We start from the raw sequence: 18,029 nt of genomic DNA on the forward strand, positions 1-18,029 counted from the left end.
ATCAGACTGCCGACAATGCCAACCGGCCTAGTAGCCCTCCTCGACGACGTCGCAGCCATTGCGAAAGTCGCTGCCGCTTCGCTTGACGACATCGGCGCGGCCGCCGCCCGTGCGGGGACGAAGTCCGCGGGCGTGGTGATCGACGACGCTGCGGTCACGCCGCAATATGTGACCGGCTTCTCTCCGGCACGTGAATTGCCGATGATCTGGAAGATCGCCAAGGGGTCGTTCAAGAACAAGCTGCTCTTTCTGCTGCCCGCCGCCGTATTGCTGGGACAATTTGCGCCCTTTCTGATTCCGTTCATCCTGATCCTTGGCGGGCTCTTCCTCTGTTATGAAGCGGCGGAGAAGGTGCTCGAATGGCTCCGTGTCGATCAGACAACCAAACATGACGTGCCGGCGATCGTCGAAGGCCATGGCCGGGAGGAGGAAATGGTCTCGGGGGCGATCCGCACTGATCTGATCCTGTCGGCAGAAATCATGGCCATTGCCCTGTCCGAAGTCACCGATCAGGTCTGGTGGCAGCAGGGACTCATTCTGGCGTTGATCGGCATCGTCATCACCGTGGTCGTCTATGGCGCCGTTGCCCTGATCGTAAAAATGGATGATATCGGGCTTCATCTTGCGAAAGAGAATGAGGGCGCGATAGCGTCCTTCGGGCGCGGCCTGGTGCGATTCATGCCCAAACTGCTCACCGCTATCTCGATCATCGGGACATTGGCCATGGCCTGGGTCGGCGGCGGGCTGCTGGTCCACAATGTCGCGACAATCGGCTGGCACGGCCCCGAATATCTTATCGATATTTTGTCGCATCCGCTGGTTGGTCTGTTTCCGGCCTCGGCCAAGCTGCTTGTCGGAGGGATTGCCTTTGCTGTCCTGTCCGGCGTTCTCGGAACCCTCGTGGGCGCCGCAATCGCGCCATTGGTTCACAGAATTGTTCCCCATGGAGGAAAACACTAGATGAAACTTGGTAGAATGAACCATATCGGCGTGGCAACACCCGATCTCGACGCATCGATCGCCTTTTACCGTGATGTGATGGGCGCGACCGACATCACCGAGCCGTTCGTGCTGGACTCGCAGAAAGTGCGCGTCTGCTTCGTTAATACGCCAGGCGAGGGCGGCTCTGCCGGCACCCAGATCGAATTGCTGCAGCCCACCGAGGCTGACAGCGCGGTCGGCAAATGGATGGAGAAGAACCCGCTTGGCGGCCAGCATCATATCTGTTTCGAAGTACCGGACATCCACGCCGCCAAGGCGGAATTTGAAACAATAGGCAAGCGGGTGCTCGGTGAACCGCGCATCGGCGCCCATGGGACGCTTATCTTTTTTGTGCATCCCAAGGATATGGGCGGGATGCTAACCGAAATCATGGAAACGCCCAAAGGGCATTAATGCTGCGCTCGTCATCCTGAACATGTTTCAGGATCCGGAGAGGTCCTGAAACATGTTCAGGATGACGACCAAATTCAAAAGGACCGAATATGGAATTCGAAAATATCAAGCTCGTCATCACCGACCAGGTGGCCACCATCACGCTCAACAAGCCGGAACGCCTCAACGCCTGTTCGCTGAATATGGCCGATGACATCAACAATGCGATGGATCATCTTGGCGACGCGCGTGCCCTGGTTATCACCGGGGAAGGCAAGGGTTTCTGTTCCGGTGCAGATTTGCAGGGCGGCCGCGATAGCGAGATTTCCGGAGGGCAAGGTAGCTACAAGGCACTGACCCGTCATTACAACCCGATGCTGCTCAAACTGCACAAGTTGAATATTCCGACGATCAGCGCGGTCAATGGTCCTGCAGCGGGCGTTGGTTGTTCGATCGGTCTTGCACCGGATTTCGTGATTGCCAGCGAAAAGGCCTATTTCCTGCAGGCGTTCGTCAATATCGGTCTTGTACCCGATGGCGGCGCCAGCTGGATGCTGACCCGTCTGGTAGGCAAGGCACGCGCGACCGAAATGATGATGCTGGGCGAAAAGCTACCTGCGGCCAAAGCCCTGGAATGGGGTGCAATCCACAAGGTGGTTGCGCCGGATGCGTTGCTGGACGAAGCCATGACCTTGGCTAAACGGCTTGCCGGTGGACCCACCGTCGCTCTAGGTGTCATGCGCAAAAATCTGGCCGAAGCGCTGGAATGCGACTATGCTACGGCATTGCTGCGCGAGGCCGAAGGCCAGAGAATTGCCGGCGACAGCAACGACGCGAGGGAAGGGGCGATGTCCTTTCTCCAGAAGCGCAAGGCCGAATTCAAGGGTGAATGAAAACCGTTGGCCCTGAGCCTGTCGAAAGGCGCTTCTCGTCAGAGAGGCATCGTTCGACAGGCTCACCACTAACGGCAAATATATATTTAGACACAGGGCAGATATGACCGATAAACCGACAATCAAGGACTGGCAGGAACTGGCTGACAAGGAAGTCAAAGGCCGTGACCTGACCTGGCAAACCCCGGAAGGCATTGATGTCAAACCGCTCTATACGGCGGAAGATGTCAGCGAAAAGGGGATTGATCCGGGCCTGCCGGGCTTTGGTCCGTTCACCCGCGGTGTCAAGGCGAGCATGTATGCCGGGCGTCCCTGGACGATCCGCCAATATGCCGGTTTTTCGACCGCTGAGGAATCCAACGCCTTCTATCGCCGCAATCTGGCAGCTGGGCAAAAAGGCCTGTCGGTGGCCTTCGATCTTGCCACCCATCGTGGTTATGACAGCGACCATCCTCGCGTCGTCGGCGATGTCGGCAAGGCCGGCGTGGCGATCGACAGCATCGAGGATATGAAGATCCTGTTTGACCAGATTCCACTCGACGAAATGTCGGTGTCGATGACGATGAACGGCGCGGTCATTCCCTGTCTGGCCTTCTATATCATCGCGGCGGAAGAGCAGGGGGTTTCGCAAGAAAAATTGTCCGGCACCATCCAGAATGATATCCTGAAGGAGTTCATGGTCCGCAACACCTATATCTATCCGCCTGCGCCTTCGATGCGGATCATTTCCGATATCATTGCCTACACCTCGGAGCATATGCCGAAATTCAACAGCATTTCGATCAGCGGCTATCATATGCACGAAGCCGGTGCGACGGCGGTGCAAGAACTGGCCTTCACGATTGCTGACGGCCGTGAATATGCCAAACAGGCGATGGAAACAGGACTCGATATTGATGCGTTCGCCGGGCGTCTGAGCTTTTTCTTCGGCATCGGCATGAATTTTTTCATGGAAGTGGCAAAGTTGCGTGCGGCTCGGACCCTGTGGTATCGCGTGATGGACGAGCTTGGCGCCAAGTCGGAGCGGTCAAAGACGTTGCGGACCCATTGCCAGACATCGGGCGTCTCGCTGACCGAACAAGATCCGTATAATAACGTGATCCGGACCACGATCGAGGCGATGGCCGCGACGTTGGGCGGAACCCAGTCGCTGCACACCAATGCACTTGACGAAGCCATCGCGCTACCGACCGACTTTTCCGCGCGCATAGCCCGCAACACGCAAATCGTGCTGCAGGAAGAGGCCGGGATTACGCAGGTCGTCGATCCGCTCGGCGGCAGCTATTATGTCGAGGCGCTGACCGACGAGCTGGTTGAGCGAGCCTGGGAGATTATCGAAAAGGTCGATGCCGAAGGCGGCATGGCCAAGGCCGTCGCCGATGGCTGGCCAAAGGCGATGATCGAGGAAGCGGCTGCGGGACGACAGGCTGCTGTCGACAAGGGCGATGCGGTGATCGTCGGCGTCAACAAATATCGCCGCGAAGCGGAAGATCCAATGGAAACGCTGGACATCGACAATGCCAAAGTCCGGCAGGGTCAGATTGCGCGGCTCGAGAAAATGCGCGCTGAACGCGACGAGGCCGCCTGTCAGGCAGCGCTCAAGGCATTGACCGAAGGCGCAAGATCTAATGGCAATGTGCTAGCACTGGCCGTGGACGCGGCGCGCCAAAGGGCCTCGCTCGGTGAAATTTCCGATGCCATGGAAGCCGTTTTTGGTCGCTATGAAACCCGTCCGACACCGGTCAAGGGCATCTATGGCAAGGCTTATGAAGGCAATGCCCGCTACGCGATGGTGATTGACGGCGTTGACTCTGTATCGCAGCGGCTTGGCCGCAAACCCAGGATATTGGTCGCGAAAATGGGCCAGGACGGTCATGATCGCGGTGCCAATGTGGTGTCGAGCGCCTTTACCGATATGGGCTTCGACGTGATTTCCGGACCGCTGTTCCAGACGCCGGGCGAAACCCGGGATCTGGCCCTTTCGGAAAATGTCGATGCCGTCGGTGCCTCCAGCCTCGCGGCAGGCCACAAGACGCTGATCCCCGAACTGATCAACTTGCTGAAAGAATCCGGGCGCGGCGATATCAAGGTTTTTGCCGGCGGCGTTATTCCGGCCAAGGATTACGAATTTCTGCGCAAAAGCGGCGTGGTCGGAATCTATGGACCGGGCAGCAATATTGTGGAATGTGCCGCCGATATCTTGAGATTGCTGGGGCATAATATGCCTCCCGAAGAGGAAGCTGCGGAATGAGTTTGGACGAAACAATGAGTTCCCCGGCGCAGGCCGGGGTCCAGACGATTGCACAGGACATTTCTGGACCCTGCCCTACGGCAGGAAACGAAGTCCGCAACGACTGGACCCGCGAAGAAATCGCAACTTTGTTCGACCTGCCGTTCGACGATCTTGTTTTTCAGGCCGCCACCGTCCATCGCGCCAACCACAAGGCGGGCCAAGTGCAACTCTCGACATTGCTATCGATCAAGACCGGCGGCTGCCCGGAAGATTGCGGCTATTGCAACCAGTCCGCTGGCGCAAAATCCGGACTCAAGGCAGAAAAATTGCTCGATGTCCGCACCGTGCTGCAAACCGCAGCGCAAGCGAAAGACCGCGGCTCTTCCCGCTTCTGCATGGGCGCTGCGTGGCGCAATCCCAAGGACCGCGATATGCCGGCGATCATCGAAATGGTGCAGGGCGTCCGCCAGATGGGCATGGAAACCTGCATGACTCTCGGCATGCTGACCGAAAAACAGTCCCGGATGCTCGCCGATGCGGGCCTCGATTATTATAATCACAATATCGACACTTCACCCGAACATTATGAGAAGGTGATCACCACCCGGACATTCGACGACCGGCTGGAAACGCTCGAGAATGTCCGCAACAGCGGGATTAACGTCTGTTCCGGCGGTATCGTCGGCATGGGCGAGACCCGCGCGGACCGCGTTGGCTTCGTTCACGCGTTGGCGACGCTGCCGCGGCATCCGGAAAGCGTACCGGTCAACGCCTTGGTGCCGGTCAAGGGCACCGTGCTCGGCGATATGCTCGCCGATACACCGCTGGCGAAGATTGACGATATCGAATTTGTGCGCACGATTGCCGTCGCCCGGATCACCATGCCCGCCTCGATGGTGCGGCTGTCCGCTGGCCGCGAAAGCATGAGCGAAAGCACCCAGGCCTTGTGCTTCCTCGCCGGTGCCAACAGCATATTCACCGGCGACAAGCTGCTCACCACCGGCAATGCCGGCGATGACGCAGATGAAGCGATGTTTGCAAAACTGGGGCTGGTGCCGATGGCAGCCGAGCAGCGGGATGTTTAGTTAGAGGCGGCTGAGTGAACCTTAGAGGTTTCCTCATTTGTGGGTTTATCGTCGTTTGCCTGTTCGTTTTGATGTTTTATTCCGGCATGTTCATGCACGGGGATTAAATACGGAGTTATAAAGTGTTCAAAAAAATCCTGATCGCCAACCGTGGCGAAATTGCCTGCCGCGTTATTCGCACCGCCCAGAAAATGGGGATCAAGACGGTTGCCGTCTATTCCGACGCCGATGCACGCTCTCCCCATGTCAAAATGGCGGACGAAGCCGTGCATATCGGCCCGTCGCCCGCCGGCGAATCCTATCTGGTCGCCGACAAGATCATCGCGGCCTGCAAGGAAACCGGTGCAGAGGCGGTGCATCCGGGCTATGGTTTTCTGTCCGAGCGGACCAGCTTTGCGCAGCAACTGGCTGACAACGACATCGCCTTCATCGGTCCCCCGATCAACGCGATCGCCGCGATGGGCGACAAGATCGAGTCGAAGAAGCTGGCCGAGAAAGCCGGCGTCAGCGTGGTGCCCGGCCATATCGGCGAGATTGACGATACCGAACATGCGGTGCGCATCGCCGGTGAAATCGGCTATCCGGTGATGATGAAGGCCAGCGCCGGCGGCGGCGGCAAGGGCATGCGCCTCGCCTGGAACGAGAAGGACGTCCGCGAGGGCTTCGAAGCAACCAAGCGCGAAGGCCTCGCCAGTTTCGGCGATGACCGCGTGTTCATCGAGAAATTCATCGAACAGCCGCGCCATATCGAGATCCAGGTGCTCGGCGACAAGCATGGCAATGTCATCTATCTCGGCGAACGCGAATGTTCGATCCAGCGCCGCCACCAGAAGGTCGTCGAGGAAGCGCCATCGCCCTTCGTCGATCCCGAAATGCGCAAGAAAATGGGCGAACAGGCCGTCGCTTTGTCAGAGGCCGTGGGCTATTACAGCGCCGGCACGGTCGAACTGATCGTCGGCGCCGACAAGAGCTTCTATTTCCTCGAAATGAACACCCGCCTGCAGGTCGAGCATCCGGTCACCGAATATATCACCGGTCTCGATCTGGTCGAACAGATGATCCGCGTCGCTTATGGCGAGAAACTGCCGCTGACCCAGGACGAGGTCACACTCACCGGCTGGGCGGTCGAAAACCGCGTCTATGCCGAAGACCCGTATCGCGGCTTTTTGCCTTCCACCGGTCGTCTGGTCAAATATCGCCCGCCGGAAGCCGAAGACGGCATCCGCGTTGACGATGGCGTTGCCGAGGGCGGCGAGGTCTCGATCTTCTATGATCCGATGATTGCCAAGCTGATCACCTATGGCGAAACCCGGATCGAGGCCATCGACCGCCAGATCGACGCGCTCAACCGTTTTGAACTGGTCGGGCCGGGCCATAATATCGATTTCCTCTCGGCGCTAATGCAGCATGAGCGGTTCCGGGAAGGCAATATTACCACCAATTTCATCGCCGAAGAATATCCGGACGGTTTCCAGGGTGCTCCGGCGTCGGATGAACTGCTCCGTAATCTTGCAGCGATCGGTGCCTTTGCGGCAACCGCCCATGCCGACCGTGCCCGCCGCGTCGACAATCAGCTCGGCAAGCGCCTCGATCCGCCTTCCGATTGGCAGGTCAAGATCGGCGATACGATCATGGACGTGTCAATCTCCGAGGAAGAAATCACCGTCGATGGTCAGGAAGTTGACCTGTCGACGGAATATACGCCAGGCGACAGCCTGATTCTCGCGGAAGTCGGCGGCAAGCCGCTTTCCGTCAAGATCGTGAAGACCGCCAATGGTTTCGCGCTGAACAGCCACGGGGCAACCCACAAGGCCCGGATCCTGCCCGCCCATGTCGCGCAGCACGCGGTGCACATGATCGAAAAGATTCCGCCCGATCTGTCCAAATATCTGCTCTGTCCGATGCCCGGTCTGCTGGTCGCGCTACACGTCGGGGAAGGGGAGGCCGTGGTTGAAGGTCAGCCTCTCGCCGTTGTCGAAGCGATGAAGATGGAAAATATCCTGCGAGCGGAGAAGAACGGCGTGGTCAAGTCGGTCTCCGCAGCACAAGGCGATAGCCTTGCCGTTGATGCCGTGATACTCGAACTGGAATAAGCTAATCGCCTTGGGGAGGGCAATGGATGGCCAGTGAAGCAGCAATGGCGGGGCAGCGCGAACCGACGCAGAAGGAAATTCGCCTGGTCATAGCGGCTTCGTCCGCTGGCACTGTTTTCGAATGGTATGATTTTTTCATCTACGGCACGCTGGCAACGCTGATCGGCGCGGCCTTTTTCCCTTCGGATAATGAAACCCTGCAATTGCTGCTGGTCTGGGCCGGATTTGCCATCGGCTTCGGTTTTCGACCGCTCGGCGCTATCCTGTTTGGCTATTTGGGAGACAAGCTCGGCCGCAAATATACATTTCTGGTGACAGTGACCCTGATGGGTATCGCCACCGCTGGCGTAGGCCTGATCCCGAGCGCCGCGAGCATCGGAATCGCCGCGCCGATCATCGTGATCCTGCTCAGGATACTTCAGGGACTTGCTCTGGGCGGGGAATATGGTGGCGCGGCCATCTATGTTGCCGAACATGCGCCGAAAGAAAAGCGGGGTTTCTACACCAGCTTCATTCAGGCCAGCGTCGCTGGCGGCTTCGTGCTGAGCATCGCCGTAGTGCTTGCCTGCCGCTTCCTGATTCCTCCGGAAGATTTTGTCACCTGGGGCTGGCGCATACCGTTCCTGTTGTCGATCATCCTGCTCGGCATTTCGCTGTGGATGCGCCTGAAGCTCTCCGAAAGCCCAGTCTTTCAGGCGATGAAGGAAGCTGGCGAAATGTCTGCCAATCCGTTCACGGAAAGCTTCACCTATCCCGGCAACAAGAAACGGATATTTGTTGCGCTTTTCGGCATCACCGCCGGTCTCACCACCATCTGGTATACCGCCTTTTTCTCCGGCATGTCCTTTTTGCGCGGACCGATGCGGGTCGATGATCTCACTGTCGAGATCATGGTTTTCGTCGCCGGGTTCATCGCCATGTCCTTCTATCTTTTTGTCGGGAAATGGTCGGATCGCGTCGGGCGGAAAAAGCCGATCATCGTGGGCAATATACTGATTTTATTGCTGCTGTTCCCGAGCTTCTGGGCGATGGGCAATCTGGCCAATCCTGGTCTTTGGGAAAGCGCGAGATCGTCACCGGTGCAGGTCGCAGGCCAGCAATGCACCACCGATCCGTTCAGCGATCTGGTCGGAAGCAAGCCGAGCGATTGCGGCAAGATTCTCGAGGCGCTGACCGCCAGCGGCGTTCCTTATGATGTGGTCGATGCGGACCAGCTCCGCTTGACCGTCGGTGGCGCAGACATCCTGCTGACCGAAATATTGGCGGCCAGTACGGCTGAGCGCAAATTGGCAATCGAGGCCAGTCTCGCTGACCATGGCTATGATTTCACCGATCGCCAGCCTTCAACCGCTGCCTTGGCCGGGATAGTCGGCATATTGCTCCTTCTCGGTGCATTGAGCGCCATGAATTACGGCTCCGTCGCAGCGCTTCTTTCCGAAATGTTTCCGGCCAAGATCCGCTACAGTTCGATGTCGATACCCTATCATATCGGAGCTGGCTATTTCGGCGGCTTTCTCCCGCTGATTGCGGGCTATATCGTCGCCCGCTCCGGCGATGTCTACGCCGGCCTCTGGTATACTTGGATATTCGTCTTCATCGCATTGGTCGTGGGGTGGTGGGGTATCCCCGACGACCCCGAAGCGGCGCTCGACGAACATCGATAAAGCCCCTATCGCTCGACTCATGAGTGACCAGACGATTCCGATTCCGGCAACCGCGCAAATAAAGCTTGATGGCGCCGCACTGGTGGCAAACTGGCACGCGCTCGACCGGATGTCCGGAACAGCCAAAGCTGGCGCAGCGGTAAAGGCCAATGGCTATGGCCTTGGCGCACGCGAAGTCGTTGGCCATCTGCTCGCCGCGGGCTGTGAAGATTTTTTCGTCGCCAACTGGCAGGAAGCGCGAGAGATTGAAGGCCTGACCGTCGGCAAGGCTTCGGTTTCGGTGCTGAATGGCGTGCGCGAAGCGGACATGCGCTTCGCCGTGCAGTCACCAGCCAAACCGGTGCTCAACACTATCGAACAGGTGGCGCGCTGGCGAAATTCAGGGCGGAAGTGCGATCTCATGATCAACAGCGGCATGAACCGGCTCGGGATAAATGTGGGTGATCTTGGCAGCGATCTCCTTGCCGGGTTGAAAATCGATATCGCGATGAGCCATCTCGCCTCAGCGGATGAGGATGGACCGCAGAACAGCGATCAGCTGGCCCGCTACAAGGCTGCATTGGCGAATGTGCCGTGCAGCAGGACAAGTCTCGCCAACAGCGCCGGCATCGCTTTGGGCAGCGACTATCATTTCGATCTCACGCGCCCCGGCCTGTCGCTATATGGCGGCATCCAGCGCCAGGAACTGGCAGAGCGGATCCAGCCGGTGGCGATGCTGCAAGCGGAAATTCTGCAGATCCGCATGCTCGAAAGCGGCGACAGATTGGGCTATAACGCGCAATATATTGCGCAGCGTTCTCATCCGGTCGGCATATTGGGAATGGGCTATGCCGACGGCTATTTGCGCGGTTTTTCCAATCGCGGAATCTTCCTGTACAAAGGCATGAAGCTGCCAGTGCTTGGCCGGGTCTCGATGGACCTGATCGCGATCGACCTGAGCCAGGCCGCCGACCGGAGGGAAGGCGACTGGGTCGATTGCGACTTCGATCTTCGCGCTGCATCAGCCCAGTCCGGATTGTCGCAATATGAACTGATCACCGGCCTCGGTCAGCGCTTGTTTCGGAACTGGGCATAGGGAAGCGATGACGACCATTGCAACGCGCTTGCACAATTGAAAATTGCTGCGCAAAAATGCTGCATAACAACAGAAGTTGCGGCAATGCACAAATAGGTTTAGTGCTCCTGCAACATGTAAATATTTGACGGTTAGAGACACGGGCTCGATCCGAGTTTTCTAACCTTTCGGGAGCTGATATGGCCAAGTCCAAGAACATTAATCCAGGCGATCCGATCATCATAAAAAAATATGCCAATCGCCGCCTCTACAATACCCAGACGTCCAGTTATATCACGCTTGATTTCCTTGCCGAGATGACTCGCAATGATCAGGATTTTGTCGTCGTCGACGCCAAGACCGGAGAAGATATAACCCACAATGTTCTGACACAGATCATTGTCGACGAGGAGAGTAGTGGCAAGCAGATGCTGCCGGTCAAATTCCTTCGCCAGCTGATCTCCATGTACGGGAACAGCATGCAGTCGCTGATGCCTTCCTATCTCGAAGCTTCCATGGATAATTTCCGCAAGAACCAGAAACAGTTTCAGGAAGCCGTCGAAGGTGCGCTCAATAAGAATCCGCTGGGCCAGATGGCGGTCAAGAACCAGAAGCAGTTTCAGGAAGCCGTCGAAAATGCCCTGAAGGCAAGCCCGCTGGCTGGCGTGTTCGAAAAGGCGCTGAGCCGGGGCCAGAATGGCAGCGCGGAGGCGGAGAATGACTCGTCTGAAGAATTGTCAGATAAAGACGCCGAAATCAAGGCATTGAAAAAGCAGCTGGCTGATATCCAGTCGAAAATCGACAAGCTAGATAGCTGATTTTCGGAACATCATAATCCGCAGGAAAACCAAGTGAATAAAAATGCTCTGTCCATCAGCCGCGATCAAGATTTTGCGGCTTGGTACCAACAAGTAGTTGCCGAAGCGGATCTCGCCGAAGAATCCGGTGTGCGCGGCTGCATGATCATGCGGCCCTGGGGCTATGGTATCTGGGAACGGGTGCAATATCTGATGGATCAGCGGATCAAGGCTACGGGGCATGAAAATTGCTATTTTCCGCTGTTCATTCCGCTCAGCTATTTTGCCAAGGAAGCCGAGCATGTCGAGGGCTTTGCCAAGGAAATGGCGGTTGTCACCCATCATCGACTGATGAAGAGCGAAGATGGCGGTCTGGTTGTTGATCCGGACGCCAAACTGGAAGAACCGCTTGTCGTTCGGCCAACCTCCGAAACCGTGATCGGCACCGCATTCGCCCGCTGGGTGCAAAGCTGGCGCGATCTGCCGGTGATGATCAACCAGTGGGCCAATGTCGTGCGCTGGGAAATGCGGACCAGGATGTTCCTCCGGACCAGCGAATTTCTCTGGCAGGAAGGTCATACCGCTCATGCGTCGAAAGCGGAGGCGATGGAGGAAACGCTGAACATCCTGGAAATGTACCGGGAATTTTCCGAAACGGTGCTGGCGATGCCCGTTATCGCCGGAGAAAAGCCGGAGAATGAACGTTTCCCGGGTGCGGATGCGACTTACTCGATCGAAGCGATGATGCAGGATGGCAAGGCGCTGCAGGCGGGCACCAGCCACTTCCTCGGCCAGACCTTCAGCAAGGCGCAAAATATCCGTTTCCAGGACAAGGATGGCGAATTCCAGTTCGCCTATACAACCAGCTGGGGCACGTCGACGCGGCTGATCGGCGGCGTCATCATGACCCACGGCGACGATGACGGCATGCGCGTGCCGCCGCTGATTGCGCCCTATCAGGTGGTGATCGTGCCAATGCTGCGGGACAAACCGGAAGACGAAGATGTGCTGGACTATTGCAAGGCCCTGATGAAGGAAATCGCCGGACAGAGAGCCTTTGACGAACCGGTGCGGGTAAAACTCGATGTCAGTGGGGCCAAAACCCAGACCAAGCGCTGGTCTTGGGTAAAAAAAGGCGCGCCGATCATTCTCGAAATAGGCCCGCGCGACATGGCAGAAGGCAAGGTGGCGATGATCCGCCGGGACCGGCTTTATCAGGACAGCGGAAGACTCGACACGAAATTTCTGGCGAAGGCGGAATTCATTGCGGACATCCCGGCCTTGCTGGCTGAAATTCAGACGGCATTGCACGGCGAAGCCAAGGCCCGTCTGGATAGCAATATCACGCGCGGTATCGAACATTGGCCGGACGTCGAGCGCTTCTACAAAGAGAATAAGAAATATCCGGGATGGCTGGAAGTGCAATGGTCCCGGGCAACCGGGGATGAACTGGAAGCCATTGAAGAACGTCTCAAGAAGCTGAAGCTGACTTTTCGCAACATACCGGTGGATGCCGCCGCCGTGGACGGCAATTGTATCTTCACGGGCAAGCCGGCAGACGAGCGGATCATTATCGGCAAAGCCTATTGATGGCCGGACCAAAAAAGCCTCACAAACCGAAACAGGTTCCCACGCGCAAGCAGATTCTTGATCTGATCGAGCGCTCGGATCAACCGGTCGGCAAGCGCGAAATCGCCAAGGCATTCGGTTTGCGCGGATCGGACAAAATAGCCCTCAAGGCCTTGCTGAAAGATATGGCGGACGAAGGCCTGATCGACAGCACACCGGGAAGGGCTTTTCATAAAATGGGCGGAATTCCGAAAGTCACGGTGCTGAAAATCGTCGAAATCGATGGCAATGAAGCGATCGGCGTTCCGGAAAAATGGGAAGCGGAAAGCGCGTCGGCGCCCAAGCTCAGAATCAAGGAAAAAGGTCGTCGCGCTGCGCTGGCAGTTGGCGATCGCATCCTCGCCCGCACCGAAGAGCGCGGGCAGGGCCATATCGCCTTTTTGATGAAGAAGCTGGCCCAGAGCAGCGAGATGCTTCTCGGAATCGTCGAAAAGGACGAGCGCGACCGCTACTGGCTGAAACCGGTGGATCGCAAGATCCGCCGCAGCACCGCGATCCTGGAACTGGGCGACGCCGAGCCGGGCAATCTGGTGCTGGCCGAACCGCTCAAGCGCGGCTCCGAGATCAAGGCGCGGGTCAAGGAAATCCTGGGCGATCCGTTCGCGCCGAAATCGTTCAGTCTGATCGCGATCCACAAATTCGAAATTCCGCTGCATTTCCCCGACCCAGTAGTCGAGGAAGCCGAGCACGCAACCCGGCTGGAAATTTCGAAGGAGAAGCGCGAAGACCTGCGCCACCTTCCGATCGTTGCCATCGATCCGGCCGATGCCCGTGACCATGATGATGCGATCTGGGCCGCGCCCGATGACAGCCCCGACAACAAGGGCGGCTTCAAGGCGCTGATCGCGATCGCCGATGTTTCCTATTATGTCCGTTCGGGAAGCAAGCTTGACCGCGAAGCCTATAAGCGGGGGAATAGCGTCTATTTCCCCGACCGCGTTGTACCGATGCTGCCGGAAGCGCTGTCGACCGATGTCTGTTCCCTGAAACAGGGTGTCGACCGCGCGTCGCTGGTCTGTCACGTGACAATCAATGCAAAAGGGCAGGTGATTGCCTCGCGCTTTACCCGGGCAATCGTCAAGCTGGCTGGCAATATCGCCTATGAAGACGCGCAGGCGGCGATGGACGGGAAGCTCGACCATCCGCTGAAGCGCAGCGCGCTTGAGCCTTTATGGGCCTGCTGGAAGTTGCTGGCCAAGGCGCGGGACGAACGCGAGCCGCTCAATCTCGATCTGCCTGAAAAGCGGGTGGTGCTGGACGATCAGGGCAAGATTGTCGAGATCGCGATCCGCGAACGTCTCGACGCGCACCGGGTGGTCGAGGATTATATGATCGTCGCCAATGTCGCAGCCGCCCGGATGCTGGAGTCGAAAAAATCTCCGGTGATCTACCGCGTCCATGAAGTGCCCTCGCGGGAAAAACTCATTGCGCTGAAAGACTATCTCAAGAGCTTCGAGATCAGCTTTGCGATGGGCCAGGTGATCAAACCCTCGGTATTCAACCGTCTCATCGAGCATGTTGATGACGAATTGCTGCTGCCGCTGGTCATGGAACAGATCTTGCGCAGCCAGACCCAGGCTTATTATGGCCACACCAACATGGGTCATTTTGGCCTCTCGCTGGGCAGCTACGCCCATTTTACCAGCCCGATCCGCCGCTATGCCGATCTGGTCGTGCACCGCGCCCTGGTCAGTGCCTGCAAGCTCGAGCAGCCGGCCCCTAAGAATGATGACATCCCGGAATATTCCGGGCTGGGCAAGGAAGAGGCGGCCCGTCTAGAAATCATCTCGGAAAAAATCTCCAAGCTTGAGCGCCGGGCAATGAAAGCGGAATGGGAAACCATTGACCGCTATATTTCGGCCCATCTCGCCGACCGGGTTGGCGAAGTCGTCAAATGCCGCATCACCGGTGTCCAGAATTTCGGCTTTTTCGCAACCGTCGAGGAACTGGGCGGCGACGGCCTGGTACCGGTCCGCACGCTGGGGTCCGAACGGTTTGATTATGATGAGGCGAAACAGCAGCTGACCGGCATGGACAGCGGCACAACCTACAATATCGGCCAGAAAATCGAACTGCGGCTGGTCGAGGCCAATGCCGCAACCGGCAGCCTGCTGTTCGAATTGGCCGAAGGCGCCAACCATATGCCCTCTCGCGCGGCTCCCCACCGGAGCGGCAAGGGCAAGCCCCATCGCAAGGGCAAGCCGGGACGACCCGCCAATGTCCGCGGCAACATGGGCAAGGCGCGGCGAAAATAATATTTGATTGTAACATGAGCGCCGCTGGGCTTGAATAAGGGGGGCTCATCCAACGAAGGATTGCTCCCCATGCCCACGCTGATTCCCGGCCGCGCCGTTCCCGATTTTACCGTCCCGATGACAGACGGCGGAAAGTTTCAGCTGAGCCAGCGTCTCGGCGACGGCTTTACCCTTCTGCTATTCTATCGGGGCTTGCATTGCCCGATTTGCAAGATGCAGTTGCGCGACCTGCAGCGCCATCTCGGTGATTTTGCCAGGCGGGCGATCACTGTCGTTGCCATCAGTATGGATGACCAGGAACGGGCCCAGAAATCGGCTGATGATTGGGGCATTGATGAACTGATGATCGGCTATGGACTGGGTGAAAATCTTGCGCGCGACCTTGGCCTTTATATTTCGACAGGCCGGCCCGGCAGCGCCGAGCCGTCGATATTCTCCGAACCGGCGCTCATGCTCGTCAAGCCGGACCAGACGCTCTATTTCGCCAGCATCCAGAACATGCCGTTCACCCGACCTCCGCTCGACCAGCTGCTGAAGGGTATCGACTATGCGATCGAGTCGGGCTATCCCGCTCGCGGTGCGCTGGCGGCTCGCTCTTAGCTCAGCCGGTCGATTTCTTCCTTGCTCAGCGATCCCGGCACGACCATCACCGGGCAGGGCAGGGAGCCCGCCTCAGCGGCGGCAAAATGGCTGACCAGTGGACCAGGTGCGCCGCTGGCGGCAGCCCCCAGCACCAACGCCGCCAGACCGTCCACCTCGTCCATCATCTCTCGCACGACTTGGGGCCCCTTGCCCTGTTTTACCGTGATCGAGGGACGGATTCCGGTTTCCTCGAACAGGCTGCCGGCAGCACCCGATACCAGGGCCTCGGCCCGGTTCTTGGCCTCTTCTTCAAGCGTCGCCTGTACACCACCCCAGGCGACAAAATCCTCTCTTTCGACCAGCGCCAATATGTGCAGCGCGCTATTGGTTTTCATCGCCCGGCGGGAAGCAAAACGCAGCGCCAGGCTGGCCTCATCGGTCTCGTCGATCACCACCAGATATGTACGCATGAACCCTCCTCCTCCTGTCAGAAATACCTGTTGCGATAAAAATGCCCGCAAGGCAAGCGAGCGCCCTTGACGCCATTGGCGCAATGTTCGACAGTTTGAAGCGAAAAAGCGAGTTAATTCAGGAAAGATATCCGGCCATGCCCATCAATCTCCAAATGCCTGCACTGTCCCCGACGATGGAAGAAGGCACGCTGGCCAAATGGCTGGTGAAAGAGGGCGATAGCGTAGCTTCCGGCGATTTGCTGGCCGAGATCGAGACCGACAAGGCAACAATGGAATTCGAGGCGATTGACGAAGGCGTGATTGCCAAGATCGTGATCGCCGAAGGCACTGAAAATGTGAAAGTCGGTGCCGTTATCGCGATTATCGCCGAGGAAGGCGAAAATACCGACGATATTGAAGCGCCTGCTGCGCCGAAAGAGAAAAAGACAGAGGAATCTGATGCCAAATCAGAGGAAGCCGACGCAGAGGGATCCGAGTCAGGCGACGCCAAGGCAGAGGAAGCCAAGTCAGAGGAAGCCGACGCTAAGGCAGAAAACCCGGCGCCAGAGCCTGAATCAAAGGCTGCCCCTACACCGGCACCTCAGGCCGCATCAGGATCCAGCGATGAGCGGCTGAAGGTCAGTCCGCTCGCTCGCCGTCTGGCGGAAGAGAAAGGCGTCGATCTGGCGGCCTTGTCGGGTTCCGGTCCAGGCGGACGGATTATCAAGGTGGATATCGACGCTGCCGAAGGGGGCACCGCCCCGGCCAAGAGCGAAACAGCTTCGCCTGCGCCAGACGCTGCTCCGGTACCAAGCCCGGCACCGTCGCCCAAATCCGGCGATTTCGATATCCCGCACACAGCGGAAAAGCTCTCCGGTATGCGCAAGACCATCGCTCGCCGTCTGACCGAGGCCAAGCAGACGATCCCGCATTACCGGGTCAGCATCGATGTCAATATCGACAAGCTGCTCAAGCTACGCGGCGAACTCAACGCATCGCTGGAATCGCGCGGCGTCAAACTGTCGGTCAATGATCTGCTGATCAAGGCGCAGGCCGTAGCGCTGATGCAGGCACCGGACAGCAATGTCAGCTATACCGACGACAATCTGATCCGCTACCAGCGTGCCGACATTTCGGTGGCGGTCAGTATCCCTGGCGGTCTGATCACTCCGATCATCACCAGCGCCGATAGCAAGTCGCTCAGCGCGATTGCCACGGAGATGAAGGATCTCGCCGAGCGTGCCAAGGCCGGCAAGCTGAAGATGCACGAATATCAGGGCGGCACCGCCAGCCTGTCCAACATGGGCATGTTCGGTGTCACCACATTCGATGCGGTCATAAATCCCCCGCAGGGCATGATCCTGGCGATCAGCGCCGGCATCAAGAAGCCCGTCGTCATCGATGACAGCGTCCAGATCGCCACGATCATGACCGCCACCGGCAGCTTCGACCACCGCGCGATCGACGGAGCCACCGGCGCGGCCTTCATGAAGGCATTCAAGGAAACCGTCGAAAATCCGCTGGGAATGCTGGCTTGAGCGACCTTGCCGAAAAAGTCCCTGCCATCCGCACGATCGTCATGCCAACCGAAGGTAATCCCTACGGAGTCGCCTTTGGTGGCTGGCTGATGGGCCAGATGGCGCAGGCGGGCGGGGCGCTGGCGGCGCAGCACAGCAAGCACCAGTCGGTCGTGGTAGGCGCCAATGATCTACGGTTCGAACATCCGGTGGGAATTGGCGACGAACTGTCGGTCTATGCAGAGTTTATCCAAATCGGCCGCAGTTCGATGACCGTTCAGGTCGACGCCTATCGCCGCGACCGGCATGAAGATGAAATGATGAAGGCGGCATCGGGTATCTACATATTTGTGGCGGTAGACGGCGATGGCCAGCCGGTGCAGGTTCCTACGCTCGAATAA

15 protein-coding genes are annotated in these 18,029 nt (G+C 58.0%); 14 read left to right on the plus strand and 1 reads right to left on the minus strand.

Translation table 11 applies throughout. The features are described 5' to 3' along the window. Positions 1–15: 15 nt before the first annotated feature. The 12 genes from ACEW8J_RS13130 to ACEW8J_RS13185 all read left to right on the plus strand — a co-directional run bounded on the left by ACEW8J_RS13130 (position 16) and on the right by ACEW8J_RS13185 (position 15,677). Complete coding sequence (locus ACEW8J_RS13130; RefSeq protein WP_373492094.1) at positions 16–960, plus strand: DUF808 domain-containing protein; 945 nt, start codon at positions 16–18, stop codon at positions 958–960. After that, positions 961–1,395: a methylmalonyl-CoA epimerase gene (gene mce, locus ACEW8J_RS13135; RefSeq protein WP_373492095.1), complete on the plus strand. Its 435-nt coding sequence runs from the start codon at positions 961–963 to the stop codon at positions 1,393–1,395. A gap of 89 nt (positions 1,396–1,484) precedes the next feature. Then, a complete protein-coding gene (locus ACEW8J_RS13140; protein ID WP_373492096.1) occupies positions 1,485–2,267 on the plus strand; it encodes an enoyl-CoA hydratase-related protein in 783 nt (260 codons plus the stop codon). Between the two features lie 103 nt (positions 2,268–2,370). Continuing rightward, positions 2,371–4,518: a methylmalonyl-CoA mutase gene (gene scpA / locus ACEW8J_RS13145; protein WP_373492097.1), complete on the plus strand. Its 2,148-nt coding sequence runs from the start codon at positions 2,371–2,373 to the stop codon at positions 4,516–4,518. Then, the gene (gene bioB, locus ACEW8J_RS13150; RefSeq protein ID WP_373492098.1) at positions 4,515–5,585 is read left to right on the plus strand and encodes a biotin synthase BioB; all 1,071 of its coding nucleotides are present in this window, start codon (positions 4,515–4,517) and stop codon (positions 5,583–5,585) included. Before scpA ends, bioB begins: the two co-directional genes overlap by 4 nt. A 122-nt stretch (positions 5,586–5,707) precedes the next feature. After that, positions 5,708–7,678, plus strand: coding sequence for an acetyl-CoA carboxylase biotin carboxylase subunit (locus tag ACEW8J_RS13155; RefSeq protein ID WP_373492099.1), 1,971 nt, complete (start codon positions 5,708–5,710; stop codon positions 7,676–7,678). A gap of 26 nt (positions 7,679–7,704) precedes the next feature. Then, positions 7,705–9,342: an MFS transporter gene (locus tag ACEW8J_RS13160; RefSeq protein ID WP_373492100.1), complete on the plus strand. Its 1,638-nt coding sequence runs from the start codon at positions 7,705–7,707 to the stop codon at positions 9,340–9,342. Positions 9,343–9,361: 19 nt separating this feature from the next. Further along, positions 9,362–10,417 carry an alanine racemase gene (alr, locus tag ACEW8J_RS13165; protein WP_373492101.1) on the plus strand — a complete coding sequence of 352 codons (1,056 nt, stop codon included), beginning with the start codon at positions 9,362–9,364 and terminating at the stop codon, positions 10,415–10,417. Between the two features lie 179 nt (positions 10,418–10,596). Beyond that, complete coding sequence (gene phaR / locus ACEW8J_RS13170; RefSeq protein ID WP_373492102.1) at positions 10,597–11,214, plus strand: polyhydroxyalkanoate synthesis repressor PhaR; 618 nt, start codon at positions 10,597–10,599, stop codon at positions 11,212–11,214. A gap of 33 nt (positions 11,215–11,247) precedes the next feature. Continuing rightward, complete coding sequence (gene proS / locus ACEW8J_RS13175; protein WP_373492103.1) at positions 11,248–12,783, plus strand: proline--tRNA ligase; 1,536 nt, start codon at positions 11,248–11,250, stop codon at positions 12,781–12,783. Then, a complete protein-coding gene (rnr, locus tag ACEW8J_RS13180) occupies positions 12,783–15,077 on the plus strand; it encodes a ribonuclease R (RefSeq protein WP_373492104.1) in 2,295 nt (764 codons plus the stop codon). The genes proS and rnr overlap by 1 nt, the downstream gene beginning before the upstream one ends. Positions 15,078–15,146: 69 nt before the next feature. Continuing rightward, positions 15,147–15,677, plus strand: a complete 531-nt coding sequence (locus ACEW8J_RS13185) for a peroxiredoxin-like family protein (protein WP_373492105.1) — start codon at positions 15,147–15,149, stop codon at positions 15,675–15,677. On the opposite strand, the gene ACEW8J_RS13190 is transcribed toward ACEW8J_RS13185, so the two are convergent. Continuing rightward, positions 15,674–16,129, minus strand: a complete 456-nt coding sequence (locus tag ACEW8J_RS13190; RefSeq protein ID WP_373492106.1) for a universal stress protein — start codon at positions 16,127–16,129, stop codon at positions 15,674–15,676. The two genes, ACEW8J_RS13185 and ACEW8J_RS13190, sit on opposite strands and share 4 nt — an antisense overlap. A gap of 137 nt (positions 16,130–16,266) precedes the next feature. Between ACEW8J_RS13190 and ACEW8J_RS13195 the strand changes: the two genes are divergently transcribed. After that, positions 16,267–17,649, plus strand: a complete 1,383-nt coding sequence (locus ACEW8J_RS13195) for a pyruvate dehydrogenase complex dihydrolipoamide acetyltransferase (protein ID WP_373492107.1) — start codon at positions 16,267–16,269, stop codon at positions 17,647–17,649. Continuing rightward, a complete protein-coding gene (locus ACEW8J_RS13200; protein WP_373492108.1) occupies positions 17,646–18,029 on the plus strand; it encodes an acyl-CoA thioesterase in 384 nt (127 codons plus the stop codon). The genes ACEW8J_RS13195 and ACEW8J_RS13200 overlap by 4 nt, the downstream gene beginning before the upstream one ends.

The sequence above is a fragment of the Parasphingorhabdus sp. genome (genome assembly GCF_041748495.1).
Lineage (GTDB): Bacteria > Pseudomonadota > Alphaproteobacteria > Sphingomonadales > Sphingomonadaceae > Parasphingorhabdus.